The sequence below is a fragment of the Pyxidicoccus fallax genome (genome assembly GCF_012933655.1).
Taxonomy (GTDB): Bacteria; Myxococcota; Myxococcia; order Myxococcales; family Myxococcaceae; genus Myxococcus; species Myxococcus fallax.
In genome coordinates this window covers 38,650-65,310 of the sequence record NZ_JABBJJ010000025.1, presented here as the reverse complement: position 1 = coordinate 65,310, position 26,661 = coordinate 38,650, and the positions used below count along the sequence as shown (strand labels likewise).

Annotated in this window: 23 protein-coding genes and 1 pseudogene; 14 read left to right on the top strand and 10 right to left on the bottom strand. The window is 67.9% G+C overall.

The genetic code is table 11. From position 1 onward, the window contains the following. From HG543_RS08015 to HG543_RS08000, 4 genes are all read left to right on the top strand, one after another. Positions 1–1,742: hypothetical protein (locus tag HG543_RS08015; RefSeq protein WP_169344098.1), on the top strand; the 1,742-nt coding region annotated here is incomplete at its 5' end. A 1-nt stretch (position 1,743) separates the two neighbouring features. Continuing rightward, on the top strand, positions 1,744–2,745 hold the full coding sequence (locus tag HG543_RS08010; protein WP_169344097.1) for a hypothetical protein: 1,002 nt from the start codon (positions 1,744–1,746) through the stop codon (positions 2,743–2,745). An 8-nt stretch (positions 2,746–2,753) separates the two neighbouring features. Then, positions 2,754–4,346 (top strand): DUF1501 domain-containing protein, encoded by a 1,593-nt coding sequence (locus HG543_RS08005; RefSeq protein WP_169344096.1) that lies wholly within the window; start codon positions 2,754–2,756, stop codon positions 4,344–4,346. Positions 4,347–4,514: 168 nt separating this feature from the next. After that, positions 4,515–5,780 carry an alpha/beta fold hydrolase gene (locus HG543_RS08000; RefSeq protein WP_169344095.1) on the top strand — a complete coding sequence of 422 codons (1,266 nt, stop codon included), beginning with the start codon at positions 4,515–4,517 and terminating at the stop codon, positions 5,778–5,780. 16 nt (positions 5,781–5,796) lie between these two features. On the opposite strand, the gene HG543_RS07995 is transcribed toward HG543_RS08000, so the two are convergent. After that, positions 5,797–6,348, bottom strand: a complete 552-nt coding sequence (locus tag HG543_RS07995) for a YaeQ family protein (RefSeq protein WP_169344094.1) — start codon at positions 6,346–6,348, stop codon at positions 5,797–5,799. A gap of 551 nt (positions 6,349–6,899) precedes the next feature. On the opposite strand from HG543_RS07995, the gene HG543_RS07990 reads away from it, so the two are divergent. From HG543_RS07990 to HG543_RS07975, 4 genes are all read left to right on the top strand, one after another. Continuing rightward, positions 6,900–7,433, top strand: coding sequence for an IS701 family transposase (locus HG543_RS07990; RefSeq protein WP_169344093.1), 534 nt, complete (start codon positions 6,900–6,902; stop codon positions 7,431–7,433). 6 nt (positions 7,434–7,439) lie between these two features. Further along, positions 7,440–7,823 (top strand): hypothetical protein, encoded by a 384-nt coding sequence (locus HG543_RS07985; protein WP_169344092.1) that lies wholly within the window; start codon positions 7,440–7,442, stop codon positions 7,821–7,823. Between the two features lie 546 nt (positions 7,824–8,369). Further along, positions 8,370–8,861, top strand: coding sequence for a hypothetical protein (locus HG543_RS07980; protein ID WP_169344091.1), 492 nt, complete (start codon positions 8,370–8,372; stop codon positions 8,859–8,861). A 237-nt stretch (positions 8,862–9,098) separates the two neighbouring features. Next, positions 9,099–9,587, top strand: coding sequence for a transposase (locus tag HG543_RS07975; protein WP_169344090.1), 489 nt, complete (start codon positions 9,099–9,101; stop codon positions 9,585–9,587). Positions 9,588–9,654: 67 nt separating this feature from the next. Here HG543_RS07975 and HG543_RS07970 read toward each other — a convergent pair whose 3' ends face one another. The 4 genes from HG543_RS07970 to HG543_RS07955 form a co-directional block, all read right to left on the bottom strand. Next, positions 9,655–10,452, bottom strand: a complete 798-nt coding sequence (locus HG543_RS07970; RefSeq protein ID WP_169344089.1) for a hypothetical protein — start codon at positions 10,450–10,452, stop codon at positions 9,655–9,657. Between the two features lie 23 nt (positions 10,453–10,475). Beyond that, positions 10,476–11,531: an AAA family ATPase gene (locus HG543_RS07965; RefSeq protein WP_169344088.1), complete on the bottom strand. Its 1,056-nt coding sequence runs from the start codon at positions 11,529–11,531 to the stop codon at positions 10,476–10,478. A gap of 13 nt (positions 11,532–11,544) precedes the next feature. Continuing rightward, a complete protein-coding gene (locus HG543_RS07960; RefSeq protein ID WP_169344087.1) occupies positions 11,545–12,060 on the bottom strand; it encodes a YaeQ family protein in 516 nt (171 codons plus the stop codon). Positions 12,061–12,238: 178 nt separating this feature from the next. After that, positions 12,239–12,394, bottom strand: coding sequence for a hypothetical protein (locus HG543_RS07955; RefSeq protein WP_211193795.1), 156 nt, complete (start codon positions 12,392–12,394; stop codon positions 12,239–12,241). A 137-nt stretch (positions 12,395–12,531) separates the two neighbouring features. On the opposite strand from HG543_RS07955, the pseudogene sitA6 reads away from it, so the two are divergent. From sitA6 to HG543_RS07940, 3 genes and pseudogenes are all read left to right on the top strand, one after another. Then, a pseudogene (sitA6, locus tag HG543_RS07950) lies at positions 12,532–13,210 on the top strand (SitA6 family polymorphic toxin lipoprotein). Next, positions 13,207–13,926, top strand: a complete 720-nt coding sequence (sitI6, locus tag HG543_RS07945) for a SitI6 family double-CXXCG motif immunity protein (protein ID WP_169344086.1) — start codon at positions 13,207–13,209, stop codon at positions 13,924–13,926. The pseudogene sitA6 and the gene sitI6 overlap by 4 nt, the downstream one beginning before the upstream one ends. Positions 13,927–14,432: 506 nt before the next feature. Then, entirely contained in the window at positions 14,433–16,016 is a 1,584-nt protein-coding gene (locus HG543_RS07940) for an Ig-like domain-containing protein (protein ID WP_169344085.1), read from the top strand. A gap of 437 nt (positions 16,017–16,453) precedes the next feature. Here the strand turns inward: HG543_RS07940 and HG543_RS07935 are convergent, their stop codons facing one another. Then, positions 16,454–17,695 (bottom strand): cellulase family glycosylhydrolase, encoded by a 1,242-nt coding sequence (locus tag HG543_RS07935; protein WP_169344084.1) that lies wholly within the window; start codon positions 17,693–17,695, stop codon positions 16,454–16,456. Between the two features lie 65 nt (positions 17,696–17,760). Between HG543_RS07935 and HG543_RS07930 the strand changes: the two genes are divergently transcribed. Both HG543_RS07930 and HG543_RS07925 read left to right on the top strand, forming a co-directional pair. Continuing rightward, the gene (locus HG543_RS07930; RefSeq protein WP_169344083.1) at positions 17,761–18,648 is read left to right on the top strand and encodes an ABC transporter ATP-binding protein; all 888 of its coding nucleotides are present in this window, start codon (positions 17,761–17,763) and stop codon (positions 18,646–18,648) included. 8 nt (positions 18,649–18,656) lie between these two features. Continuing rightward, positions 18,657–22,259, top strand: a complete 3,603-nt coding sequence (locus HG543_RS07925; protein WP_169344082.1) for an ABC transporter permease/M1 family aminopeptidase — start codon at positions 18,657–18,659, stop codon at positions 22,257–22,259. Positions 22,260–22,271: 12 nt separating this feature from the next. Here HG543_RS07925 and HG543_RS07920 read toward each other — a convergent pair whose 3' ends face one another. The 3 genes from HG543_RS07920 to HG543_RS07910 all read right to left on the bottom strand — a co-directional run bounded on the left by HG543_RS07920 (position 22,272) and on the right by HG543_RS07910 (position 24,734). Next, positions 22,272–23,087 (bottom strand): hypothetical protein, encoded by an 816-nt coding sequence (locus HG543_RS07920; protein WP_169344081.1) that lies wholly within the window; start codon positions 23,085–23,087, stop codon positions 22,272–22,274. A gap of 161 nt (positions 23,088–23,248) precedes the next feature. Then, on the bottom strand, positions 23,249–23,782 hold the full coding sequence (locus HG543_RS07915; protein ID WP_169344080.1) for a DUF2378 family protein: 534 nt from the start codon (positions 23,780–23,782) through the stop codon (positions 23,249–23,251). A 73-nt stretch (positions 23,783–23,855) separates the two neighbouring features. Beyond that, positions 23,856–24,734: an AraC family transcriptional regulator gene (locus HG543_RS07910; RefSeq protein ID WP_169344079.1), complete on the bottom strand. Its 879-nt coding sequence runs from the start codon at positions 24,732–24,734 to the stop codon at positions 23,856–23,858. A gap of 213 nt (positions 24,735–24,947) precedes the next feature. Here HG543_RS07910 and HG543_RS07905 point away from each other — a divergent pair, with 213 nt between their 5' ends. Continuing rightward, positions 24,948–25,130 carry a hypothetical protein gene (locus HG543_RS07905; RefSeq protein WP_169344078.1) on the top strand — a complete coding sequence of 61 codons (183 nt, stop codon included), beginning with the start codon at positions 24,948–24,950 and terminating at the stop codon, positions 25,128–25,130. Positions 25,131–25,175: 45 nt separating this feature from the next. On the opposite strand, the gene HG543_RS07900 is transcribed toward HG543_RS07905, so the two are convergent. Further along, complete coding sequence (locus HG543_RS07900) at positions 25,176–26,555, bottom strand: hydroxysqualene dehydroxylase (protein ID WP_169344077.1); 1,380 nt, start codon at positions 26,553–26,555, stop codon at positions 25,176–25,178. Positions 26,556–26,661 lie beyond the last annotated feature (106 nt).

Below are 26,661 nucleotides of genomic sequence, written 5' to 3'. Positions count from 1 at the left end.
GCCCCGGCCCTGGCCCCGGCCCCAATGGCCAGGACGCCGGCTGCGTCGAGCCCCCGCCCGAGGACGGCCCCGACGCGGGCGAGCCGGCCGACGTGCTCGTCCCCAGCCGCCTGTTGCGGCGCACCGCGCTGGCACTGAGAGGCGAGCCTCCGACGGACGCGGAGTACGCCGCGCTGGAGGCCGCCGGAGACGAGGCCGCGCAGCGCGCCTACGTCTCTGCCTTCGTGGACCGGACGCTCCAGCAGCCCGCCTTCTACCGGACGCTGTTCGAGTCGGCGCGCGACTGGTTCAACATCCCGCCCGTGGGTCCGACGGCGGATCCACCGGAGTATGGCTTGCAGCAGCAGCGCTCCATCGTCCGGTGCCCGGAGGGCACTCCGAAGGCCGGAGCGTGGAAGTACTTCCGCGACGACGCCAATGCCTGTCAGGGCCAGAAGCCGGATGGGACCCCCGCGGAGGAGCGCACCATCGAGCCCTGGTGGGCGCCGGGCACCACGGCGGTGCTGGTCGGTAAAGCGGCGAGCGTGTCGCCCACGGGGCAGACCTACGACGCGAGCGGCTTCCCGGTGACGGTGAACTGCGTCACCGCGGGCCCCGTCGCGAACTGTGGCTGCGGGCCCGCCGCCGTGCGCTGCCACGCCGACAGGGGAAGCTATCCGGGCTGGGAGGACTATGGGCTCCACAGCCCGCTGGGCCAGCGGCGGCTCGTCGCCGAGGAGCCCGCCCGCCTGTTCGCGCACATCGGCTGGCACGACCGGCCGATGACGGACCTCATCCTGGGCAGCTACTCCGTGGGGCCCACGAACCTGCAGGCCGCCTACGTCATGCAGGGACTCGCCGGCGAGTTGACGTACCTGCTCGACGACGACTCCTGGTGGAGGCCGTCACGCTTCGCCAACGCGCCGGTCGACCCCGAGCACACCCAGGGCGACCCGACCGCCTGGCGCGAGTACTCCGTCCCGGCCCGCAACCCCTTCTTCCTGGAGGAGCGAGACTACCGGTACGACCCGCGCACGCAGACCGCGGCCATGAAGGGCATCCCCGCCGCGGGCATGCTCACCAGCCTCGGCTTCCTCAGCACCTACCCCCGCGAGCGCGTGCGTGGCGCGCGGGCGCTGGAGATGCTGGCGTGCGAGGAGCTCTCCCCTCCGCAGGGACAGGAGTTCAACGAATACAAGAGGGACCCGGGGACGGAGGGGCCCTGCCAGCACTGCCACCGCCGGGTGGATCCGGCGGCCATCCACTTCAAGCGCTACGCGAAGATAGGCCACGGGTTCGAGGGCCATGGCGCGACCTACCCGATGCCCGGCATTGGCAAGGTGTGGCACTGGAACCCGCGGTGGCGCACCAGCGAGTACCCCTTTCACACCGACCCGTTCATCCATTGGAACCGCTGGTACATGCCCGACACGCTCCTGACGCCCGTCACGGAGGCCCAGGCCGCGGCGAACCCGGAGGCCGTCTTCATCGACTTCCTGCCGCCGGAGCAGAACCTGCTGGGCCAGGTGAGTGACGGGACGGTGGGGCCACTGGGCTTCGCCAAGCTCATCGTCGCCTCGGGCTCGTTCGACCGGTGTGTCGTGCGCCACCTGCACGCGCAGGTGATGGGGCGGGACATCGACCCGACGAAGGAGGCGGGCTACCTGGAGGACCAGGTGGCGCGCTTCATCTCCGCGGGCCGCAAGGTCCGGCCGTACGTCAAGGCACTCACGCAGTCGGACCTCTTCCAGAGGGGGCGCTGACATGAACCGCTACGCATTGCTCCTCGTGCTCCCCTGGCTTGCCTCCTGTAGCTCGGAGGTGACTCCGTCCAACACCCGCGGCCAGGCGCAGGCGGCCTGCGGCACGCCGGCGACCTCGGAAACCGTGCGCGTCATGGAGGGCCTCAAGCCGCACTGCGAGGGGTGTCACGCGCAGGGCGCGCGCGGCTACTTCGCCTCGGCGGACGCCTTCCAGGCCCTGCTGGTCTCCGACACCCGCATGGTGAAGCCGGGCAGTCCGGATGACAGCGAGCTGGTGCGGCTGCTGGAGGGCCGGGGCACCGGCTCCTTCAAGCAGATGCCCATCGGTCAGAAGTCCTACGAGCAGCTCGTCTCGGAAGGCGCCGCGACGCTCTCCGTGGAGGCGGTGCGCTCCTGGATTCGGGGACTCGGCGAGCAGCAGCGCGATCCCCGGCCGAACCGGGACGCCCCGCGCATCACCCGCATGAGCGCGAGCCAGATTCAGCGCGCGCTCTACCAGCAGCTCGGGCTGGGGTACGACGACTTCTTCGTCAATGCGAAGGAGTTCGGCTTCGACATGGCGGAGTCCCGGGGCGAGGAGTACCTCCCGCTCCAGCCGCCGGACGCCATCCCCTCCCCCCGGCAGTACATCAGCGGCGAGCGCTACCACGGGCTGGGCGGAGGCTCGGTGATGAACCAGGTCTCCGCGGACCGGACCCCCTCGCCCACCCTTGCCCTGACGCTGACGCAGGTCTCCCAGCGCTGGTGCCGGTACGCGCTCGCCAAGCAGGGCAACACGGCGCTGTTCCCGAAGGGCACGGCGCGCACGGCGAACCCGGCCGAGGTCAAGGCCACGCTGAAGCGCTGGTCCCTCCACTTCCTGGGAGAGCGCTTCACCGACGCGCAGGTGGACGAGCTGTACACGGACGTCTTCGTGCCGCTTGCGACTCCGACCGACACCGAGCCCGCCTACGTGGGGGTCTGCTCGTACTTCATCCGCCACCCGCACTGGATTTTCTACTGAGGCCCGCCATGAAGCTCTCTCGTCGCAATCTCTTTCAAGCGGCCTTCGGGGCCGCGCAGGTCGGGCTGCTGGCGCGGTATGGACTGCCGACGGCGATGGCGCAGTCGGCGTCGGGCCGGCCCACGAAGATGCTGGCCATCTGGCTGGTGGGCGGGCTCCATTGGGAGTCCTTCTTCGCGCCAATGACGCGCGCGGGCATCCAGAAGTTCATTCCGCGCGCGCAGGGCGGCAGATACGCCTACGGGTACAACCCCGAGCAGGTAGAGCACCTGGACCGCTCGCCGGTGGACCTGCTGTCCCCCGGGCCCGCTCGCAAGCTCCGCGTGCCCGTCTACTGGAACTGGGCCAACCCGGCGGACAAGGACGGGAACAACCCCGTCGTCAACAACGAGCAGGTCTACCGCCCGGAGGGGTACGTCTGGGCCAACCCGAAGTACAAGCTCTACGAGAAGGCGGTGCTGCTGGTGGGGGCGGACCAGGGGACGGCCGCGCACGCCAGCGGCCTCATCGCGAGCATGTCCGGTGTCGCCGGCTCCACCTTCCGGGCCCCGTCGGTGCAGGCCGTCGTCGCCAACGCGATGGCCTCACGCTTCCCGGATCGGCCGCTGCCCAATGTCGCCCTGGGTGGGCCGCTGCCCCAGGCGCTCGGGCTGCCCGCGCTGGCGAACCCGACGCTGCTCTCCTCCAGCGCGACGGTGGAGCCCACGCTCTCCGACCGGCGTGAAGGCACGTGGTACGGCCTGCGAGCGCGGAAGAATGAGCCGGACCTCGCCTTCGATGGCACGCCGATGTCCGGCACGGTGCCCGCGACGGCGGTGGACTCGGCCCTGCTCAAGGCGGTGCGCCGCGAGCGTGGCACCTCCAGCGCCGGCACGGACGCGTACCTGGAGCAGCTCTACGACACGTACAAGGGCGCCAGCCGCACGATTCGCCGGGACATGCTGTCGGTGCTCGAGAAGACGCCCGCCTGGGAGAAGCTCAAGGCGGACCCCGCCTATCCCGAGGACTGGATGGCCTGCACCGGCTATTCGGATGCCTGCGGCACGATGCCGTCGATGGGCGACTATGCGTTCGCGCTCCAGTTGCTGAAGTCCGACCTGGTGTCGACCGTCAACCTGCGGGCGACGAGCATCGAGGGCTTCACCTTCGACTCCCACTTCGTCAACGGCCAGATCACGCACGCCCAGTACCTGCGCATCGCCTTTGAGATGGTGGGACGCATGTGCCTGGAGATGAGCCTGACTCCGAGCCGCTCGGACCCGTCGCGTTCGCTGCTGGATGAGACGCTCGTCTACGTCTACAGCGAGTTCGGGCGGACGTTCCCCAAGGTGGGCAGCGACCACCACCCCGCGACGTGTGCCCTCCTGGTGGGGGGCGGCATCCAGGGGAACCAGATGATCGGCGGCTACGACGAGAGGATGGAGGGCTCGCCCATGGGCATTCCGGTACGGCTCGTCGAGGAGTCCGGAGAAACCGTGACGCGGACGCCGCAGGCGCAGGACATCGCGGCGACGGTGCTTCGCGCCTACGGATTGCTGCCCGGGAAGGACTTCTTCATTCCGGGCGGGTACGGCGTCTTCGATGGCGTCGTGAGGACCTGAGCGAAGCCGTGACGCGGGCGTCCGCATGACGCCCGCGTCCGCGGCACGGGCCATATCGCCGATGACTCCGCGCGATATGCCCACTCTGGTTTTGACGTTTCCGGGTCGTGGCCCGTGACATTTCGAGGGCCCGTTACGACGCTGGTCGATTGCCAGAGAGAGTTCTCCATGTCCCGCATCAGTCTCGCGGTCGTCGTCTTCGCCGCGTGCGCGTCCGCCTTCGCATCTCCGCAGCGCCTCACCGAAGCGGAGCAGCTCGCCTCGGTCCGCACGCCGCTCGCGGTGAAGCGCGAGCGCGTCACCGCCGACATCTATCACTACCAATTCGACCTTCGCGTCGGCTCCGCGCCGAACGCCGTGGTGCGCGTCCATCGCGTGGTTCGCGAGCGCGCGCCGTGGCTGCCGCGGAGGACCCAGCACGCGGTGATGCTGATGCACGGCGACTTCGCCAACTTCGTCACGAACTTCGCGCCGACGCTCGGCAGCCCCGCCTCATCGGCGCCGGGACTTGCCCCGTATCTGGTGTCTCGGGGCATCGATGCGTGGGGGGTCGATCGGCGCTGGACGCTGCCCGCCGCCGACGGTGACATCTCGGACCTGGGCGAGATGGGGGTGGAGCAGGAGCTGGGGGATGTCTCGGTCGCGCTCGCGTTCGCTCGGGCGACGCGGGCCCTCACCGACCACGATGCGGGGCGAATCGCGCTGGGCGGGTTCTCGCATGGCGGTCAGCTCGCCTACGCGTATGCCGCCGCCGACGGCCGTCACGTCTCCGCGCTCGCCGTGCTGGATGCCTACTACGACATCGCTCCCGAGCACTCGGAGCTGCGGGACTTCGCGTGCGCCAATGCCGCGGCGGGGCGCGAGGCGCTGGCCCAGGGGGTGACGGACTCCGAGAACAGCTTCTTCATCGAGCTGGGACAGCTGGCCCGGAGCGCGCCCGAGGAGGTGTCTCCGCTGTTCCCGCCCTACACGAATCGCGGAGCCCTGGCCGCGTTCCTGGGACTGACGTACTGGTTCGCGCCGTACACGCCGCTGTACCACCTGAGCGCGCCTGTCATTGATGCCGAGGGCAACGTCACGGGGCTGCGCGAGTCGTCCGAGGACAGCGTGAGCGCCTGGCTCGCTGGCGCGACGCCGCACCAGTCGCTGCGTGAGACGGTGGAGTTCGATGAGATCTGGTGTGGCACGACCCCGCGGCCGGAGCTCGCGAACATCCGTGTTCCGCTGTTCTATCTCGGCGCCGCGGGCGCGTTCGGTGACTACGGGCTGTACTCGACGACGCGGGTGTCGTCGAAGGATGTCACCACGCTCGTCGTCCGCCGGTTCGGGCCGGAGCGCGTCGCCGAGGACTTCGGCCACGGCGACCTCTTGTACGCGGAGGATGCGCCTTCGCTCGCATGGCAGCCGCTCGCGGCGTGGCTGCTGCGTCACTGAGCGGAGTGTCCGAGGCTCAAAGGCTTCCACGGGTGAGGGGGCCGTCGAAGCTCTGGCCCTCGCAGTCGACATAGACGTGGTCACCGACGAAGGTGAGCGACAGCTTGAGCCGCCGTGAGTCGAACGGGGAGAGCGCGCTCAACAGGTCCGCGTCCACGGCGACGAGCTCGGCCCTGGCCACGCGCGGGGCCTTCGCCTCCTGGGCCTCGGCGAGGAAGGCCTCCATGCGCTGGGGGGACTCGAACATCACCGTGACCCGGGCGTGGGGGTTCTGGTCCACGGCGCGCTGGACCTTGACCGGATCCGCCTTGCCCACGCGCACCCAGCTCGTGACGAGGCCGGTGTAGTCACGACACTCGATGTCAGGCGCATCCGGCTCGGCCAGGCCCTTGCCGAAGGCGAGCCGCTCCTCCCATAGCCAGCAGAACGCGAGCACGCGCAGCCAGGCGCGCTGCATCGTCTCCGACGGGTGGCGCGCGAGCTTGACCATCAACTGGGGTTGGTCGATCGAGCGGTCGACGTGGCTCAAGGCGACCTGGAAGTCGTACAGCGTGGGAGCGAGGGTCATTGGAGGCTTTTTAGCGCATCTAGACTTCTTCGAGCGTCGCCCAGTGGCCCCCATGCGTTCCAAGGCGTCTTTGATGTCCTCCCGGACAATCAGCACGATGGCCCAGCCCCAGGGGCGGAAGATCCTGGCGTCACCTACCTTCGACGGGTCGATTCGCATGCCCCGCACGTCCCGGTACTTCCCCAGCTTCTCGGGCCGACCATCTTCCGGGGGCCATTTCCTGATGTGTCTGGATGCTTGCTCGTCAATGCACGGAATGAGCTGCGTCGCCACCGGAATGAAGAACGGCTCAGGCTGGCCCTCAATCTCCACGAGCAGGGTCTGTACCTCCTCGGGAGCCAGCTCCGAAAGAACGGAACCCACTCGGGCGTGGACCACTGGGGCCGCGAACGCCGCCCGCGAAAAGTCGAGTGCCCTTCTCGGGACAGTGACAGGGAGCTTCAAGGGGCCGAGCTCCGGGAGTCGCTCGCCCCGATAGAACATCCACGGGTCGTCGACCTCCCGCCCCTGAACATCCGTGGGCGTGCCGAGCAACGTACGCACGCAGGGCGTTGGGCGAAGGCGGCATCCTGGCGGTGGACGAGACGGGCTTCCTGAAGAAGGGCGAGAAGTCCGTGGGCGTGGCACGCCAGTACACCGGCACCGCGGGCAAGGTGGAGAATGCCCAGGTGGGTGTCTTCCTGTCGTACGTGACGCCTCGAGGCCACGCCTTGGTGGACCGGGAGCTGTACCTGCCCGAGGCCTGGACGCAGGACGCGGAGCGCCGCAGGGCAGGAGGAATCCCCGAGGAGGTGAGCTTCGAATCCAAGCCGGCGCTAGCGCAGGGCATGCTGCAGCGAGCACTGGAGGCGAGCCTGAAGCCCGCGTGGGTGGTGGGCGATGAAGTCTACGGCCGTGACAACACGCTGCGTCGCTTCCTGGAAGAGCTGCATCAGCCCTACGTGCTGACGGTCGCCTCCAACACCCACGTCTGGCGCGGCTTCTACCAGGTGAAGCCGGGAGACATGGTGAAGCACGTCCCGCAGGAAGCCTGGGGGCGGCTGTCCGCGGGCGCGGGCACCAAGGGCCCTCGCCTCTACGAATAGGCCCGCATGCGCCTCAACCGGCACCTGGGCCTGTCACGGTGGCTGCTCTTTCCCCGGAGTCTCGCGGATGGGAAGGTGGCCTTCTACGTGGCCCACGCCCGACGCAACGCCTCGCTGGCCTCCCTGGTGCGGGTGGCGGGCAGTCGGTGGGCGGTGGAGGAGGACTTCGAGTCCGCCAAGGGCGAGGTGGGATTGGCGGACTACGAGGTGCGCACCTGGACGGCCTGGCACCGGCACATGACGCTGTGCCTGGTGGCCCACGTCTTCCTGGCTACCGTACGTGCCATGGCCAATCTCTCGTCCCAGGAGGCGCTCCCCCCAAAAGCGCCCGGCCTGCCGATACGAAAAAACCCCATGCGCGAGTTTCTCGGCCAGCGCGGCCTGTATTGATGGCTCTCGTCCGCTACTCCGTCCAGGAGGTGCGAGGGCTGCTACTGGCGCTGCTTCGACGGGCGGTTACGCCGCTGTCGCATGTCCTGGCGTGGAGTCACTGGCGACGTCACCACCAGGCCGTCGCCATGACCTGCCATTACCGGGCTCACGGCGCTCGCATTGATCTACGACTTTAGGACTAAGTCACCGCAGAGCCCTCGCCCAGCGCCTCGCCGCTGTTGAGGCCGAGATGTAGGCTGCCGCACGTAGCCTGGACGGCAGTCCCACTTCCCGGATGCGCTACGCGCGCGCGCCAGGACTATGCAACTACCGAGCGTGAGGTCATTCGCGTCCTCGGCGCTCGCGAGCCCCTCACGCTCGTCGAAGCGCACCATGAGGCCGTGAGCTTCGCACAGCCGTAACAAGCCGCGCAGAGCGCCCCCACTTTCACCTCTTGCTGTCAGCATGGAGGAGGCGGTCTTCTATTCTGCGAAGTCATGGGCTAACCTTGGGCTAAGGACCTCTCACGGGCAGTCAATCCAACCCAGAATGAAAGGACACAAAATGCCTGCCACTATCCCCTACAACATCTACGTTACGCTATGCACACCCATGACGGAGGCTACTTTTAGCGGCGGTGTGCCCATGGAAGTTCAGGCAAATCTCGCGACTGCCGTTGTTAACGTTCACTGGCCCGATGAAGCTGGGCAATCGAACAGAGCGACGCTGGTCTCCACTAAGGTGCCTATCATCAATGTTCCGCACGCCTCGACCTCTGTCTACGGGCATCTTACCATGGTGTATGACTACATTGCGGAAATCAATACCGTCATAATTCACGGCAACCTCACCCATATCTCTACCGTTCTTGATAATGACACGAGCAGAGTGTGGAGTAACGGAGAGGTCTCTTTGGATTACGGAAACTGGGGCTGGTCGTTGAATCGTGTGCAGCAGATCGCAGACATGTTGGCGTACCAGGTGGCGGTGTGTCAAAATGATGTGGTGGAAGGCATGCGTGCGTCGCCTGCCGCGTACAATGTCATCGTTATGTAAATGCCTCCGAAAGACAAATGTCTCAGCAAGGCGTCTGTGCGATGCGTTGCACTGCGACTGAAACAGAGCTGCAGGCCACCGAACGAGGCCTGGGCGGGAGTCCCGCCTCCCAAATGCGCTCCGCACGAGCGCGCCAGAAGTATGCCGCCATCGAGCGGGGGGCATTCCTCTCTGCCAAGGTGAGTGAGACAGTCCGTACCCGGCAGTTTAGTGTGCAGGGCGACCCAGGCAGGGACGATGAATGCGGTGGTGGAAGAAGCTCGGGTCCGGGAGACCGAGGTGGTGGAGAAGGCCAGGCGGCGAGGCTTCACGACGGAGTACAAGCTGCGAGTGCTGGCGGAGGCAGACCGCTGCACGAAGCCCGGTGAAGTGGGGGCGCTGCTGCGCCGCGAAGGGCTGTACTCGTCGCTGCTGAGCGCGTGGCGACGCCAGCGCAATGCGGGAGAGCTGTCGGCCCGCAGCCCGAAGAAGCGCGGCCCGCCGGCGCAGGTGCCCGACGCGAGCGCCCGGCGCGTGGCCGAACTGGAGAAGCAGTTGGCCCAAGCCCAGGTGCGCCTCAAGCGCGCCGAGGCCCTGCTGGACCTCCAAAAAAAGTTTCGGAAATCCTGGGAGTGGAACTCCCCAAGCCCAACGAGGAGCCCTGATGGCGGTGGCACAGGAGGCCGTCGACGAGCTGGGCGTGGCGCCGGTGTGCCAGGCACTGGGCCTGCCTCGCGCCACCTTTGAAGAACCCATTTGCAGCCGACCAGGCAAGCTCCGAGGGAAAATCGAAAATGAGAGAATACCTCAGCGCTCATGCAGCAAGAAACGTGAGCAACTCCTTCCATTCAGGAAGGAACGCAAGCGTGTTGGTCGGGTTGTCCCGAACCCAATCACGAAGCGTGCGCCGGAAAGAGACAGGGTCGGATTCAGGCCGCTTAGCGATGAGCGGCTGCATAGCAGCGAGAAGATCCTTCCCGGAGTGCCAAACCAGGATCTCGTGAGGCTGGGACTGGGCGGAGAGTCGTTGGAGATACAGGTCAAATGAAGCCTGAATCACATTCGCAGCAAGAGAACTATCCACCTGCTGGCGAAACAATTCAATCTGCTGGCGCACCCAATCGGAGCTGGCCTTTTCGGAGCAGTCCGACGGAATTCGAATCTCATTGTTGCTCACGGCATCTGGCCGGGTGGGCAGTTCCTTGAAGGGCGGCAGGCTGCGGCGGGCCACACCCATGACCCAGCGCGACGCAGTGTATGGAGTGATACTCCGCGCTGCCCCCAGCAGCGCTTGCGAGTAGTCCGCCTCATTCCATCCGGTCGCTGCAGCGACCAATAACGGTTCCAGCAGATAGTTCTCCAATTCATGTCGGCACCACCGCCATCCCAGGATGGTGCTCGGTGTGCCATGGCGAGAATCCTCGGTAGGCCGCGCGAGGTCCAACGGAGGATCGAAGTCGAAGTCACGATCACGCACATAACAAGCCTGGATCTTGTTGCTGACGCGCCTGTCTCGCGCTTTTGGCTTGAGTGAGCCCTTCGGCCCCCCAATATCCACCACCGGCCGAACCGGCATCGTGGCAATGATCGGTTCGAGGACTTCCGCGTCCAACTTGCCCTCTACTAGGAGGAGGCTCACAGGCATCGCTGGCCCCCGCTCAACCGAATCTCCTCATCCCCGGGAACAACTGACTCCAGGTACGGGGAATGACTGGTGATAATGAACTGGCAGTTCGGTCCGATCCGCCGCAGGGACGAAAGAAGCGCCTGTTGCTGAGGCGGGTGAAGGTGCAGCTCAAGCTCATCAATGAGCACCACCGATCGAGCAATCTCCAAACGGACGAATTCGTAGAGCAGGGGGAACACGGCCTGCTCACCTGATGACATCTCCGCCAGATCGTAGACGCGGCCATCCCGTTCGATTAGGAAGTAGGAGTCCAAGGCGCTCGGCGCCCTCCCCACGGCACGTGGCTCCACACCAATGAATGCGGTGCCCGGGAAGAGGTCAGCGAAGCGCTTCTGAAGCCGGCCAAGATAGTCCGATGCCTCCGTCCTGCGGGGAGACGTGTGGAATCCCCACCACCCGACGAGGAACTCGCGCAAGCGCTCGATGCCACGTTCCTGGTCGCTGCCAAGAGACATCAAGTTGCGGTGCTGGTCGAACCAGAAAACGTCACCGACCCTGCTAAAGGACTGTCGCAGCGAGGGATGGGTGCGGAGCAGGTATCGGATGAAGAACCGCCCCAGGAACTGAGCAAGAGCGCCCTCCCCTTGCAGCGCATGGACAAAGCCGTCCTGGTAGACCAGTCGTACGTCCTGGTGGTTTCCAGGTGGAGTATGAACCCCCTGAGCATGCGGTTGGATCGCTTTCGACCAGAGTAAGTAGAGCTCCTTTGTGGCGGCGAGTTCATCGGCCTCGAAACGCACATCGAGTTCGACACGCGTGGATCCACTGCTCGAAACACGCTCGGCCAGGAAACCGGGCCACTCAAAGCTGGAAGGCTCCTCTGTCCGGCGCGTCGCCAGGGAGAGGGTGAGCGCCATCGCCTGCAACACCGTCGTCTTCCCCGATCCGTTGTCGCCCAGAAGCATCGTCAAGGGACGCACCTGCTTCGTCCCCTCCTTGATGAAGGGGATCTCAAGCTGGGCGATGCCCTTGAAGTTCTCGATTCGAAGGTGGGTAAGCTGCATTGAAGACCTCTTCTCACAAGTGGGGCGTGTGCGCGAATCTGGATCCAGGCCTCCGATTTAGCTCTGCCTGTACCACCCTCCCGGACTGCGGGCCCCGCGCCGCGCAGCAGCTCCGCCAACTTCTCCTGTGCCAGCCTCGCGCGCGTCTTGACCGTGCCTCCTGGGCCTCGGCGAGGAAGGCCTCCATGCGCTGGGGGGACTCGAACATCACCGTGACCCGGGCGTGGGGGTTCTGGTCCACGGCGCGCTGGACCTTGACCGGATCCGCCTTGCCCACGCGCACCCAGCTCGTGACGAGGCCGGTGTAGTCACGGCACTCGATGTCCGGCGCATCCGGCTCGGCCAGGCCCTTGCCGAAGGCGAGCCGCTCCTCCCATAGCCAGCAGAACGCGAGCACGCGCAGCCAGGCGCGCTGCATCGTCTCCGACGGGTGGCGCGCGAGCTTGACCATCAACTGGGGTTGGTCGATCGAGCGGTCGACGTGGCTCAAGGCGACCTGGAAGTCGTACAGCGTGGGAGCGAGGGTCATTGGAGGCTTTTTAGCGCATCTAGACTTCTTCGAACGTCGTTCCGTCACCTGCCTGCGATGGGGCGATTCGCATGGTTCATCGTGCACAGGGCGACGTTCGACAGATCTCCGGACTCGTCCGTGCGCTCCAGCACGAGCACGCCCACCTCCGCCATGGTCCGCCGCGCGGCCTCCACCGCTACCCGGCGCCCGACAGCAGCGCCGACAGCGGCCCTCTCACGAACCGGCTGAGAACCCGCCGGAGCGCCTCCCCCGCCGCGTCCTTGAGGCCGTCGGTCATGAGGATCATCCCCGGCAGGAACAGGCCGATGCTACCCAGCAGGCTCGCAATCACCCGCCCAGCCTACCTCTTCGGTCCGCGGTGCACCGGGCTGGACGAAGCCAGTCACGAGGCCACCGGCAGGCTACGCCGCGACACCAGCCCTTTCTCCGTCCCCGGTGGTTATCGCGCTGGGCTAGGGTTCGCCGGATATGCGGCCCCGTCGCGCTTTCTTGCTCTCGTTACTCGCCCTGTACTGGCTGGGCTGCGCCACCACCACGCCGCCCCATCACCAGCGCAGGGAAGCGACTGAGTTAGAATGCGAAGCGCCCCACGAGGACCAATGCGTCACCCCGTTGTGCCTGGGCGACACCTGCGGCCTCTATCGCTGCGAGGACGCGCCCAGTGAAGTCGAGCTGGCGCGATTCCCGCCCGCTCGCCCCCCCTGCGGCCGCCGCTGCGCCAGGCAGTGGCCCGCGACGAAACTGGGGCGGCGCGCAAAGCCTGCCAGGGGGAGCCGTCATGGTGTTCCCCAACTGGAACGGTGCCCCGGAGCGACTCATCCCGCCCTCCCACCAGCTCACGCCCGGACGTTGGGAAAAACACCACATCTTCCCTCAGGAGCAACGGCTCCGGACGTGGTTCGAAAAGCAGGGAGTCAAGGTCCACCACTACACCATGCCCATCCCGCGAGACCTCCACAGGAGGATTCACGGCAATGATGGGCGTGGGGGCCCGTGGAACCAGGCCTGGCGGGACTTCAGGGAGGCAAAACCGAATGCGAGCCCCACCGACATCTACAAACACGCTGGAGAGCTCATCCACCGCTTCCAGCTCATGGGAGGCCTCATCCAGCCCTACTATTCAGCTTGGGAGCGTGAGGACGAATGAGCCGCTTTTTCTGGCTGAGAGAGGACAGGGCGGTGGTAGCGCGGTACGGGGGATACGTTGACGCAACCCACCGTTGGGGACTGCCCGGCGCGAGCTGCCACACGTGCGGTGTCACCTGGAGCAGTACAGGCCACGACTATCCCTGCGTCGACTTGTCGCAACTGCCAGAGCGCGCCGAATTCGAGACGCCCAGGCCCGAGCCCTTCACCGAGTTCTCACGCTTGCGCGAGCTGGTGCGCCCCCTCGCGCCTCCGAATGTCGAGCTCCCACCCGGTACAGGCTTCGGGCCGTTGACGGGGCGTGCCTCCGGAAAGCTCGCCGCCTTCGAATGGCTGACATCGGTCGTACTCGTGCGCCGGGATGCACTGGAGCAACTCCAAACCGCGGGGGTGCGAGGGCTGCTCGGCTGTGGGACGGCCCTGCGATTCCGTCAGAAGAACCCGCCGGAGCTGCTGGAACTCCAGATTGAGCCGCGCGGCCGGCTCCACCCGGACTGCATACCGCCGGACGAGCCACCTCCCTGCCCCACCTGTGGACGGTTCGCGCTCGCACGACCCGACGACCCTGTCCTGGATGAGGCCTCCCTTCCAACGGACCGCGACCTGTTCCGAGTGGGCAACTTCGCCACCATGGTTATTGGAACTGAGCGCTTCGTGGATGCCGTGCGCCGCCTGGAACTGGACGGCATCACCTTCCGCGAGCTGCCCACGCGCTGAGCAATAGGTGACTCCGTGGGCGGTGTTCGGGAAGTTCACGCCTGCGGAGAGGTGACCTTCTCGTCCAAAGCGCGAGGCCTGAACGTGGAGGGCGCGCTCGAAGGTGGGAATCAGAGGGCAAATCCAGGCCGGTGACCCCAAGCCCTGTCCGCAGGCGCCGTCCGCCTCAACGGGGAGGGGCGAACACCATCTAGAATGGGGCATGCCCCAGTTCGCCCAGCGAACCGCGCTCGTGACCGGTGCCCCAGGTGCGAGGCGGGTCCCGGCGCGAGGGCCACCCCAAGCAGCGGGGTGTTGCTCATGCTCCCGAAAACAGTGAAATCCAGACATGCAATGAATTCATGCCAGGATTGGGGATATCCCAGAGGCAATCGATTTCAAAAGGCAACTTCCTGAAACGGAGCGTGTGGGAATGCATTATGGTCGCGGGCATGCGCCTCTCCCGCTCCTGGTTGCTCCTGCTGCTCGTCCTCGCTGGTGGCTGTGATAATCCACGCGGACTGAGCGTGACCCTGGTCACCCCCGAAGACGCCACGTCCACCCGCGACATCGTGACCGTCCAGGTGACGAGCACCGGACAGCCCGAAGAGATCGAGCTGCTGGTGGATGGCGCGCTGCTCGCCCCGCTGTCCGCCCCGTACACCTATGAATGGGACACGCGCGCGCTGCCCGAGGGCAGCTACGTGCTCACCGCGCGCGCCCGGCGCGCGCGCCAGGAGGCATTCAGCCTGGGCCACCGGGTGATCGTGGACCGGACGGCGCCCCAGGCAATCCAAGGCACGCCCGAGCCGGAAAACACCAACGTCTCCGTGCACGCGACCCTCGAGGTGCGCTTCTCCGAGGCGATGCGTCCGGAGTCCTTCACGCGCGAGACGGTGCGGCTCGAACGCGATGGCCAGCCGGTGGAGGCCACCTGGATCCTCGAAGAGGCGAACACCGTGCTCAAGGTGAAGCCCGCGGCGCTCACCGCGCCGGCCGCCCTGACACTGCATCTGGACGCGGGCCTCACCGATAGGGCGGGCAACGCGCTCGTGCTGCCCGGGCAGCCCTGGACGTGGCGCGTCCCCCGGCTGTTGAGCGTGGGGGCCCCCGCCACCCCTGGTTCCGACGCGCGCGGGATGACGCTCGACCCCGCGGGATTCCCCGTGGTGGCGCGACTGGTGGCCCCCACGCCGGACGTGGAGCTCTTCCGGTGGACGGGCTCGGCCTGGGAGCCGCTGGCCCAGCGCGTCTCCGGCCCCGCGCCCTATGGCCCCGGCACCATCCGGACCGCGCTTCGGTTCGATGGCGCGGGCCAGCTGGTGATGGCCCTGAGTGAGCACTGGGGCACGCCCCACTCGGGCTTTCACAGTGCCCTCACCGTGCAGCGCTGGACGGGCTCGGCCTGGGAGCCCCTGGGGCCGAAGCTCGTGGACGCGAGCCTCGTCGGCCTGCACCTGGACGCCACGGGCGCTCCCGTGCTGGCCTGGATGCAGGGCGTGTGGGAAGGACCCCACTTCAAGAGGACGCCGCACGTGCAGCGCTGGCAGGACGGCGCCTGGTCCCCCCTGGGGACGCTGGATAACCCGGTCGAGGCGTTCGAGTTCGCCATGGGCGAGGACGGCACCCCCGTCATCGCGCTCGTCGAGCAGCCCGTGGCCCCCGAGGGCACCTCCTTGAAGGTGCTGCGCTGGACGGGTCTGGCCTGGGAGCCCGTAGCCGGGCCGGTCTGGACGGGCGGCCCGACGCCTGCTCCGCCCTTCGCCCTGGAGGTGGATGCCGTGGGGCGGCCGGTGGTGGCCTGGTTGGAAGGCACCACCCTGCACCTGCTGCGCCTCGAGCAGGGCGCCTGGACTCCGCTCGCCCACCTGGAGGACGTCATCCAGTTCGAGGGGCTCCGGCTGGACACCACGGGCGCGCCCGTCGTCCTGGTGTGCCCGGTCGAGGACAACCTGAGGTCCCTCCAGGCCCTGCGCTGGACGGGCTCGGCATGGGACGACCTGTCCGGCGTCTTCGTGGGCTTGAATTTCGAGGGACCGGGACATCTGGAACTCGATGCCCAGGACCGCCCGCTCGTCCTGTCGGGCGAACTTTGGGTGCCCAACCTCTAGTCCGGAGCAGTCAGTCCGGAGATTCCTCCAGAGCTCGACGCCGCCAGGTACGCGCTCGAGCCCTTGGCACGCGTATCGATGACAGGGGACACGCGAGGACGGGAGGCCTGCCCGCGTGTCCCCGGGGCGTTCGTCAGGGAATCTGCAGGGAGCCCAGCTTCTCCCACGGCGCCTGCGGGGTCTTCCTCATCATGAGGCTGTTGTCCGTTCCAATGCCAAGAATCATGGGATTGCTCGCTATGTTCGAAGTTTTGTCCGCAAACGGCGAGCACCCGCACGGTTCGTGCGAGTACGGCGATTTTCGACATGGAGGGTTCCCCTGTGAGGGTCCGGGGCGACAAACTCGTCGAGTTGCTCGTGCCATTCATTGCCTTTGCTGAACGTGACACACGAAGGGTCGAGCGGGTGATTGCGCTTGCCAGGCTTCTGATACACCCTCACCGCGCCGCCGCGGCCGCCGCCTCGATGATGAGGTCCGCGTAGCGATTGACGGGGTCCTCGGGCACGGTGCCGTCGCGGAAGTAGAACGTGTGCGCGTCCCACGCGTCCGGGCGCGCGTCGTTGGCGAACATCCACAGCGCCCCGCCGCCCACGCCCTGCTCGCGCATGCACTCCAGCCAGCCGCGGTACAGCGCGCGCCGCTGCGACAGGTCCAAATCCCCTTCGTTGCGCAGCCCCAGCTCGCCCACCAGCAGCGGCTTGCCCAGGCTGCGAGCCACTTCCACGTGCTCGGAAATCCACTTCGCCCCGGCCACCGCCGTGCCCGGGCCGTCCAGCCCCCAGGCCTCCGGGTAGAAGTGCACCGACGCGAAGTCGATGTACGGCGACGCCGTGTTGCGCGCGAAGCTGGAGCCCGGCGTGCGCAGCATCGTCGTCCCCACCGCCGCCCAGAATGCCCCGTCGTACCCTTCCGGTGACGGCTCGAAGCCCTCCTCGCCCGTGCCCACCCAATGGCCCGGAGCGTGGGTCTTCACCTCACGCGCGACGTCATCAATCCACGCGCGCATCGCCACGCCCTGCTTGTCCAGGCCCCGCCCGCGCGGCTCGTTGAGCAGCTCCCACGCGAGCACCGCCGGGTGGTCGCCGTAGCGGATGCCGTCCACCGTGTTCACCCGGTTCAGCAGGTTCGCCACGTACGCCTTGTAGTGCGCCACCACCGCCGGCTCCGTGAAGAAGCGCGGGTCGCCCTCCACCGGCCGGGGCAGCCCCGCCCACTCCACGTACCGCCGCGCCCCACCATACGCATCCCAGTAGTTGCCCAGCGGCAGCACCAGCCGCACGCCATGCACCCGCGCGCGCGCCAGCACCCAATCCAACCCCACCAGCGCCGCCTCGTCGTACTGGAGCGGCGCCACCTGGATGGCGCTGTCCCCCACCTTCTCCGCCGCGTCGTTGTGCCCGTTGGTCCGCAGCGCCCGCACGCCCAGCGCCGCGGCCTTCGCCAGCACCTCCTCCAGCACCGGAGACTCCGCCGCCCCGCGCCGCACGTCACGCGTGGCCTCCTCCTGGAGGAAGTACGCGTTGAGCACCATGCTCCCCGACGGCAGCCGGTCCAGGTGCTGCGCCGGGCCGCTCCCACAGTCGGCGGCGACGGCTTCCAGCATCACCGGCTCTCCCTCGCCACAGGCGCAAAGGCTCCAGGCGAGCGCCACGGCGGAGGTCCGGCGGAGGAAGGACATGGCCTCATGTTACCGGCCCGCTGCTCCGTGCGCACCGCTCTTGGGAATCGGTTAGCGTGCCCGCCATGGAGCTCAGACTCGAAGGCGTGTCGAAGACCTACCCCAACGGCACTCGCGCGTTGCAGGGCGTCAACCTCTCCATCCCTCGCGGCATGTTCGGCCTGCTCGGGCCCAACGGAGCCGGCAAGTCCACGCTGATGCGCAGCATCGCCACGCTGCAGGACGTGGACTCGGGCACCCTCACCTTCGACGGCATCGACGTCCGCAAGGACAAGGACCGCCTGCGCGAGGTGCTCGGCTACCTCCCCCAGGACTTCGGCGTGTATCCCAAGGTCTCCGCCTGGGACATGCTCGACCATCTCGCCCAGCTCAAGGGGCTCGCGAAGCGCGGCCCGCGCCATGACGCGGTGAAGGCGCTCCTCCAGAAGACCAACCTCTGGGACCACCGCGACCGCCGGCTCGGAGGCTTCTCCGGCGGCATGAAGCAGCGCTTCGGCATCGCCCAGGCGCTGCTCGGCAACCCGAAGCTCCTCATCGTCGACGAGCCCACCGCCGGCCTCGACCCCGCCGAGCGCTTCCGCTTCCACAACCTCCTCGCGGAGATCAGCGCCGACGTCGTCGTCCTCCTGTCCACGCACATCGTCTCGGACGTGGCGGACCTCTGCCAGAACATGGCCATCATGGCCCACGGCAACGTCGTGCTCAGCGGCCACCCGCTCAAGCTCGTGGACGCGCTGCGCGGGCGCGTGTGGAAGCGCTTCGTCTCCAGCCAGGAGGAGCTGGACGCGCTGATGAAGGAGCTGGAGGTCATCGCCGTGCGCCGCGTCGCCGGGCAGCGGCTGGTGCACGTCCACGCCGAGAGCGCGCCGCCGGACTTCGAGCCCGCGAGCCCCGACCTGGAGGACGTCTACTTCCACGCCCTGACCCGGGCCCAGAAGCAGCAGCAGGCCTGAGGCGCGCCATGTTCTCAGCCCTCGTGTTCTTCGAGCTGCGGCGCCGGGTGAAGATGATCTCCACCTATGTCTACGCCGTGGCGCTGGCCGGTGCCGGCCTCCTGCTGGCGCTCGCCATCGGTGGCGTCTTCAAGGGCTTCTCGGCGGCCTCGGGCGCCGAGCGCGTGCTCGTCAACAGCCCCCACACGCTCTACAGCCTCATCACCACCCTGGCCTACTTCGGCCTGCTGATGGTCGCCGCCATCTTCGGGCAGGCCGCCTACCAGGACTTCGGCCACAACACGTGGATGCTCATCTTCACGAAGAACGTGAAGAAGGCCCCGTACCTCGTCGGCCGGTTCCTGGGCGCGTATGTCGTCAGCGCCGCGCTGATGCTGGCCATCCTCCCGGGCCTCGTGGTGGGCCTGGGCGTCGCGTACTTCATGGACCCGACGCAGCTCACTGAGCACCAGACGGCCGCGTACCTGTGGCCGTACGTCGTGGGCGTCTGGCCCACGCTGTTCTTCTGCGGCGCCCTCTTCTTCACCCTGGCCGCGCTCACCCGGCGCATGGCCCCGGTGTACGTGGGCATGGTGGTGCTGGTGCTGGGCTACACGGTGATTACCTCCGCCGTGGCGGACGTGCAGTACCAGGAGCTGGGCGCGCTGTTGGATCCGTTCGGCTTCATCACCTTCGAGACCGTGACGCGGTACTGGACGCCCGCCGAGCGCAACCGGGACCTCGTCCCCTTCACCGGGCTGCTGCTCACCAACCGCCTGTTGTGGCTCGCCGCGGGCGCGGCGCTGCTCGGCCTGTCCGTGGCCCGCTTCCGCACCACCGTGGAGGAGCACAGCGGCAAGCGCCCCATGGGTGAGCCCGTCTCACCGCCTCCGCTTGCCCTGCCCTCCACCCCGGCCACGCCCACGACGGGGAGCTGGGTCCTCACGATGCTGTCGTCCGCGTGGCTCGCCTTCCGCGACGTGCTCCGCTCGCCGGTGTACTGGTCCTTCGTGGTGGCCGGGCTCTCGTTCGTCACCTTCGGCGTGCTGCTGTCCGGACAGATTTTCGGCACGCCCACCTACCCGGTGACGTGGCAGGTGCTGGAGCTGGCGTCAGGCACGTTCCGCACCTTCACCGTCATCACCCTCACCTTCTACGCGGGCGAGCTGGTGTGGAAGGAGCGCGACGCGGGGCTCGGCGACATCGTGGACGCCACGCGCGCGCCCACGTGGGTGGGCTACGGCTCGAAGCTGGTGGCGCTGCTGCTCGTCGTGCTCTCACTCAAGGCGGTGGCCGCCGCCGCCGCGCTCGTGTCCCAGGTGGGCCGCGGCTTCTTCGACATCGAGTGGAGCCTCTACTTCACGCAGCTGCTGGTGCTGGACTTCTCGCGCGACGTGCTCCTGTGCGCGCTGGCGCTCTTCGCCCAGGTGCTCATCCACCAGAAGTACCTCGCGTATCTGGTGATGGTCCTCTACTTCGTGTCCCAGGCCGGCCTGGGCCTGCTGGGCGTGGAGGACGAGCTGGTGCGCTATGGCTCCGAGCCGGTGGTCCGGTACTCGGACATGAACGGGTACGGTGGCCTGCTGCCGGTGGTCTTCACGTACCGCCTCTACTGGTACGGACTGGCGGCGCTGCTCGTCGCGGTGGGCTACCTGCTGACGGTGCGCGGGCGCGAGGCGCGGTGGAAGGAACGATGGGCCGCGGCCAGGGCCCGGCGCTCCACCGGGTGGAACGTGGCCGCCGCCCTGTCGCTGCTGGTGTTCCTGGGGGCGGGCGCGTTCATCTTCTACAACACGCACGTCCTCAACCCGTACGTCACCGCCAAGGACAACGAGCGCGAGCAGGCGCGGTACGAGAAGGAATACAAGTCCTACGCCGCCCTGCCCCACCCGAGCATCATCGCCGCGGACGTCACCTTCCACATCCATCCGGAGGAGAAGCGCCTGGAGGCGCTCGGCACCTACCGCGTCCGCAACAAGACGCAGGCGCCCGTCTCCAAGGTGCTCATCGGCCTCTCCGAGGACGCGCGGGTGCGGAAGCTGTCGCTCGCCGGGGTGGACTCGGCCGCGTCACACGACGAGAAGCTGGACCTGTTCGTCTACGAGCTGCCCACGCCGCTGGCCCCCGGCGCCGAGGCGGACCTCACCTTCGACCTGGAGTTCGGCACGCGCGGCTTCAAGCACGGAGGGCCGGACATGGACATCGCCGGCAACGGCACCTTCTTCAACAACTTCGAGCTGCCGGTGCTGGGCTACGTGGACCAGACGGAGCTGACCGAGGACCGCGACCGCAAGGAGTACGGCCTGCCGCCCAGGGAGCGCATGCCGGACCGCGATGACCCGAAGGGCCGGGAGGTCAACTACATCCGCTCGGACTCGGACTTCATCTCGTTCCAGGCCACGGTGAGCACCTCGCCGGACCAGATTGCCGTGGCGCCGGGCTACCTGGAGAAGGAGTGGACCGAGGGCGGCCGGCGCTTCTTCCGCTACAAGATGGACCAGCCCATCCTCAACTTCTTCTCCGTGCTGTCCGCGCGCTACACGGTGATGCGCGACACGTGGCGCGACGTGAAGCTGGAGATCTATCACCACCCCACGCACACCTACGCGCTGGACCGGATGATGCGCGGCATGAAGGACGCGCTGGAGTACTGCAGCGAGAGCTTCGGGCCCTACCAGCACCGCCAGGCGCGCATCCTGGAGTTCCCCCGCTACAACTCCTTCGCCCAGGCCTTCCCCAACACCATCCCCTACTCGGAGGCGCTCGGCTTCATCGCCCGCGTGCGCGAGGACAAGGCGGACGACGTGGACTACCCGTACTACGTCACCGCGCACGAGATCGCCCACCAGTGGTGGGCGCACCAGGTCGTCGCGGGCTACGCGCAGGGCGCCACCCTGACGTCCGAGACGATGGCGCAGTACTCGGCGCTGATGGTGATGAAGCACCGCTACGGCGCGAAGAAGATGAAGCGCTTCCTCCGCTTCGAGCTGGACCGCTACCTCATGGGCCGCGCCCTGGAGCAGAAGAAGGAGCTGCCGCTGTCCCGCGTGGAGAACCAGCAGTACATCCACTACCAGAAGGGCAGCCTCGTCATGTACGCGCTGCAGGACTTCATCGGCGAGGAGCGCGTCAACCGCGCCCTCAAGCGCTACGTGGAGAAGGTGCGCTTCCGGGGGCCTCCGTACACGGGCTCCACCGAGCTGCTCGGCTTCATCCGCGAGGAGACACCGCCGGAGTACCAGTACCTCCTGGAGGACCTCTTCGAGACCATCACCCTCTACGACAACCGCGTCGTGGACGCGCAGGTGCGCAAGAACGAGAAGGGCTCGTGGGACGTCACCCTCAAGGTGATGGCGAAGAAGTACCGCGCCGATGACAAGGGCGCCCAGACGGAGCTGGACTTCAACGACTGGATGGATGTCGGCGCGCTCGACGAGAAGGGCGAGGCCCTCTTCCTGGAGAAGCGGAAGGTGCCGAAGGGTGAGTCGGAAATCACGTTCACCGTCCCCGTGAAGCCCGCGGAGGTGGGAATCGATCCGCTCAACGTGCTCATCGACCGCTCGCCCGGCGACAACGTGAAGGCGCCGGGCGAGGCACAGGCGGTGGCGATGGGCGCGGGCACTCCGCCCTGATTGCCGAGCCCTTCAGCGCTTCGGGCTCGGCTCAGGCTTCTTCAACCACCAGGGCGTCTCCAGCGCGTCCTGCTTGATTCGGATGCCCGGCGCCTTTCGCACGTGCTCCCAGAAGCGGCGGGACAGCTCCTCGTCGAGGAGCTTGAAGTCCCCCGCCTTCTGGCGCTCCTCCAGGAACGGCAGGTAGGCCCCCACGGCCTCGGGGCCCGATTGCTGGAAGATGATGTCGCCTCCGTACTCGCGGTGCAGCGCGCGCTGCGTCTTCCACGAGAGGACCATGGAGCGGGCCACCATGTCCGAGCCCTTCGCGCCCATGGAGGGTGCCCTGTCCACGTCCTCCGACAGGAGCCGCACGACCTGCTCCGCCGACTCCAGCCGGGCCTGGAGCGCCCGGCGCTTCTCGGGCGTCAGGTCTTCGCGCTGGAGCTCCGCGCGCAGGCTCTCGAGGTCCTTCTTCGTCCGGGCGAGGCTCTCCTCCATGCCCTTGGAGCTCGCGGCATCGAAGGCCTGGAGTTCCTCTTTCGTGGGCTCCAGCCCCTTCCGCTGGGCGTAGGCCTTCAGGAGCGGGCCCAGCACGCGCTCCTGGAGCCGCTGCACCTCGTAGCTGGACTCCCAGCGGGCATACTCCTCCGGCTTCATGGCGGCGCGCCGGGACTGGCGCGTCTTTTCGTCCGGCGCCAATGCCTCCCGGGGAATCTCGCGGCCCAGGACCACGGCCACGGGCTTCTCGCCCCTGGCTGGCGGCGCGGCGAGGGACTCATGCAGGGACACGAGCAGCACGAGACCGCCCAGCACCACGGCGCTGGCACCCTTGAACTTCTTCGGCATGCGGGGTCCTCCCAGAAAGGGCCGACAGTAGCCCGCCCGGGTACGGCATCCGACATGCCCCAAGTGACACAGTCAGTATCGTCACTCCCGAGCGCGGCGGACTGCACGCCCGCCTCGTGCAGGCGAGAGGCGGCGGCTCGATGCCGGGTACCGCCTCCCACTCACCAGCGGATGCGCAGGTCGAAGCCGTCGATGCCCTCGTAGCGCTCCACCTCGACGCGGGGCGCGGTGGCTCCGGCCTGCCGCAGCGCGCCCTCGCAGGTGCCCATGGCGGCCTCCGCTGGGAAGGGATAGCCGCGGAAGCGCACGCGCCAGTCGGCGGGCGCCAGCTGCTCGGTCTGGATGTCCACCGGGGAGACCACCGAGCTGAAGCTCAGCCCCACCCGCTTCATGGCGCGCTCGGGGCCCGCCATCTTCAGGCCCACGCCCACCACGCGGCCCACCAGCGTGTCGAAGTAGGTGCGCACCGTCTCGCGCCCCATCTCCCGCAGCGCGTCCCTGCGCTCGCGGTCCGGGTACCGGTGCCGCACCGCCACGCTCTGGCAGGCGAGGTACACGGAGGCCGGGTACGTGGCGCGCGGCTTGTCGATGTCGTAGCCGGCGGCGAGGAACTCGGCGCGCAGCTTCGCGTCGGGCTTGAGGAAGCGGACGAGGGACTCGAACAACGTGGACTGGACGGTGACCTCGGTCGGCATGCGTGCGTCTACGCTATGGGAACCGAGACCAACCTGGAAAGTTGGCCCGTTCCGAAAGACGTGACGCGGGTTGTCAATCGCCCCGCGTGCCGCCCATGCCCGGGAGCTGACGGCGGAGGTACTCGCCGGGTGGGCTCCCCGTGAACTGGCGGAAGTCGCGGATGAGGTGGGCCTGGTCGAAGTAGCCGTGCTCGAGAGCGAGGCTCGCCCAGCTCCTTCCGGCGCTCGTCTTCAGCGCCTGGATGACGCGATCGAAGCGGACGAGCCGGGCCAGGAGCTTCGGGGGCAGGCCCAGGTCCTCGTTGAACAGGGTGATGAGGTGCTTCTGGCTGTAGCCCAGCTCGTCCGCCAGCGCGCCAATCTCCACCCCGCCGCCGCTCGCGAGGATGCGTTGCCAGGCCCACGTCACGCAGTCGGAGATGGCCCGTGCCTCGTGGATGCGGCGGAGGATGAAGTGGTCGAGCAGCGCGAAGCGGGCCTCCCAGCTCGGCGTGTGCAGCAGCCGCTCCCGCAGCCGGAGTCCCTCGACGCCGAGGACGTCTCCGAGCCCCACCACCCTCCGCGCCAGCAGGCGCATGGGCATTCCGAAGAACAGCCTCGCGCCAATGGGCGTGAAGTAGACCTGCAGGCCGCTCATGACGCCCGGCGTCTCGGTGATGGAGAAGGTGTCGTCCAGGCCCGCGGCGAAGCCTGGCTCGTGGCGCGCGGCGCGGCCCGGGTCATCCGGAGCGCGCGAGTCGAGGATGCGAAGCGGCGGGCCGAAGTCGAAGATGAGCACCGCCTTCGGCGAGGGCAGCTCGCGGCGGCGGACGGGACCCGGCGCCTGCTCGTGATAGCCGATGTACGTGTCCAGCACGTACCTGCGGAGCCGCGGGTCCGGTGCGCCGAGCACCAGCTCCCAGGAGCCCTCGGGCGATGCGTGGCGAACAGTCTGTGCACGCGGAACGTGCATGGTGGGTCACCCTCGGAGCACCGGGCCTTGGCGCGGAAGCTACCATGCGACCATCGGGGAGCGGGCGGGCGGGCGAGCCCCTGGTGGAACCACTGGAGGGGCGCCAGCTCGCGAGAGGGTCTCCCGGCGCGGGAAGAGCCAGCGCGCCCGCCGTGCCGTGACGCCGTGCCATGCGCACCTTGGACGGAAACTGTCCAACGAACGGAGACACCCATGGCCACGCAGAAGCCGAACATGCCCGAGGAGAAGCCGGTGACGCGTCAGGGCGCCGGTGAGGAGGAGCCCGTCCGTCACAAGGGCGACGACCGCTCCACCCCGCAGGAGAAGCACTCCGGTCCCCAGCCCGAGGGCAACGGCGGCACCGGGCAGCCCGCCGCCTTCCCGCCGCACAACTGAGCAGCGGCTTCCGGTGTGGCGCGGGACCTCGTTCCCGCGCCCGCCTCACATCGCCGACGGGTAGCGACCGAGGATGGCCTCGGCGCACGCCTTGCCACCGCGCACCGCGCCCTCCTGCGAGCCGAAGAAGGGCTGCTGCGTCCAGTCGCCCGCGAGGAAGAAGTTGGGCACGGGCGTGGCCTGCGCCGGCCGGCGGGACATGGCTCCGGGCAGCGGGCGTACGAGGTGCTTCGGGTGCTTGAGCACCACCGACTTGCGCACCTGCGCGTCTCGCGCCGCGGGCACCACCTTCCGGAAGGATTCGAGCACCCTCGCCACCAGCGCCTCGTCCGACTCGAATTGCAGCACGTCCGCGGGCGAGACGATGAAGGACACCCGGCTGCCCTGGGATGTCGGGTACGCGTTGCGCGACTGGTCCTGATACACGCAGGCCTCGCTGTGGCCCACGAGGACGAAGCGCTCGTGTGTCACCACCTCCTGGTCGAACCAGAGCTGCACGGAGATGGCCGGCGCCACGGGCAGGTCGGCGAGGCTCGCGAAGAACGGGTCGGCACGGAGCGGCTCGGGCACCAGCGGCACCAGGTTCCACACCGGGAGCGCCGCCACGTAGACATCCGCATCCAGACGCTCGCCGCCCTGCAGCCCGAAGCCCTTGAGCTTCCCGAGGCCCGCGGCTCCACCCGTCGCGGGCTCGTGGAGGATTTCCTCCAGCTTCACGCCGGTGCGGATGACCGCGCCCCGCTCCTTCAGGTAGCGCGCCAGCGGCTGGAAGATGAGCGTGTCGCGAGGTCCCCGGTAGCCGGCCAGCAGCGCGCTCGGCAGGTGCGTCACGAGGTGGTGGATCCACGTGAGGAAGTTGAAGGCGGAGAACTGCTCGGGCTCGCTGAACTGGATGCCCCGGCAGAAGGGGCGCACGAAGCGCTCCATCACCCGCGCGTCGCCGTTGGCTTTGCGCCACCAGTCCACCACCGTCTGGTTGTCGAACTGCTCGCGGAGCGCGTCGTAGGGCAAAAGCCCCGGCGCCGCGAACGGGAGCAGCGACAGCTTGTCCAACGGACCGAGATAGTCGTTGTTGCCCAGCACGCTGGTCAGCGTCTTCAGCGGTGAGCGGATGGGATTGATGTTGAAGATGGCCTCGGCGGGGCCTTCCGTGTCCTGGAGCTGGAGCTGCTCCATCCAGAACACCACCGTGTCGTACGGCACGCCGATGCTGTTCAGCAGGGACTTGAACTCGGTGTAGGCGCCGATGAACAGGTGCAGGCCCTGCTCGACCCAGTCGCCGTCCGCGTCGCGGAACGTGGAGGCCCGGCCTCCGAGATAGGGGAGCCCTTCCACCACCGTCACCGCCCAGCCCGCGTCCACCAGCAGCTTCGCGCAGGTGAGCCCGGCCAACCCGCCTCCCGCGATGACCGCCCGCCTGCTCATGTCCCCTGCCCTCCTCCTGCCCGCGCTCCGTGCGCCGGACAGGACGAAGGTGGGGCACCGATTCGCGGATGGCACGTCATCGCGTCCGGTGGGCGGCCAGGATGGC

Excerpts from the sequence above, each read along its gene's own strand:
- HG543_RS07935 (WP_169344084.1), bottom strand. The coding sequence starts at position 17,695 with ATGTCCTTCCTCCGCCGGACCTCCGCCGTGGCGCTCGCCTGGAGCCTT.
- HG543_RS07980 (WP_169344091.1), top strand. The coding sequence starts at position 8,370 with ATGCCTGCCACTATCCCCTACAACATCTACGTTACGCTATGCACACCC.
- HG543_RS07965 (WP_169344088.1), bottom strand. The coding sequence starts at position 11,531 with ATGCAGCTTACCCACCTTCGAATCGAGAACTTCAAGGGCATCGCCCAG.
- HG543_RS08010 (WP_169344097.1), top strand. The coding sequence starts at position 1,744 with ATGAACCGCTACGCATTGCTCCTCGTGCTCCCCTGGCTTGCCTCCTGT.
- HG543_RS07920 (WP_169344081.1), bottom strand. The coding sequence starts at position 23,087 with ATGCCGAAGAAGTTCAAGGGTGCCAGCGCCGTGGTGCTGGGCGGTCTC.
- HG543_RS07930 (WP_169344083.1), top strand. The coding sequence starts at position 17,761 with ATGGAGCTCAGACTCGAAGGCGTGTCGAAGACCTACCCCAACGGCACT.
- HG543_RS08005 (WP_169344096.1), top strand. The coding sequence starts at position 2,754 with ATGAAGCTCTCTCGTCGCAATCTCTTTCAAGCGGCCTTCGGGGCCGCG.
- HG543_RS07925 (WP_169344082.1), top strand. The coding sequence starts at position 18,657 with ATGTTCTCAGCCCTCGTGTTCTTCGAGCTGCGGCGCCGGGTGAAGATG.
- HG543_RS07905 (WP_169344078.1), top strand. The coding sequence starts at position 24,948 with ATGGCCACGCAGAAGCCGAACATGCCCGAGGAGAAGCCGGTGACGCGT.
- HG543_RS07900 (WP_169344077.1), bottom strand. The coding sequence starts at position 26,555 with ATGAGCAGGCGGGCGGTCATCGCGGGAGGCGGGTTGGCCGGGCTCACC.
- HG543_RS07910 (WP_169344079.1), bottom strand. The coding sequence starts at position 24,734 with ATGCACGTTCCGCGTGCACAGACTGTTCGCCACGCATCGCCCGAGGGC.
- HG543_RS07915 (WP_169344080.1), bottom strand. The coding sequence starts at position 23,782 with ATGCCGACCGAGGTCACCGTCCAGTCCACGTTGTTCGAGTCCCTCGTC.
- HG543_RS08000 (WP_169344095.1), top strand. The coding sequence starts at position 4,515 with ATGTCCCGCATCAGTCTCGCGGTCGTCGTCTTCGCCGCGTGCGCGTCC.
- sitI6 (WP_169344086.1), top strand. The coding sequence starts at position 13,207 with ATGAGCCGCTTTTTCTGGCTGAGAGAGGACAGGGCGGTGGTAGCGCGG.
- HG543_RS07985 (WP_169344092.1), top strand. The coding sequence starts at position 7,440 with ATGCGCCTCAACCGGCACCTGGGCCTGTCACGGTGGCTGCTCTTTCCC.
- HG543_RS07975 (WP_169344090.1), top strand. The coding sequence starts at position 9,099 with ATGAATGCGGTGGTGGAAGAAGCTCGGGTCCGGGAGACCGAGGTGGTG.
- HG543_RS07995 (WP_169344094.1), bottom strand. The coding sequence starts at position 6,348 with ATGACCCTCGCTCCCACGCTGTACGACTTCCAGGTCGCCTTGAGCCAC.
- HG543_RS07960 (WP_169344087.1), bottom strand. The coding sequence starts at position 12,060 with ATGACCCTCGCTCCCACGCTGTACGACTTCCAGGTCGCCTTGAGCCAC.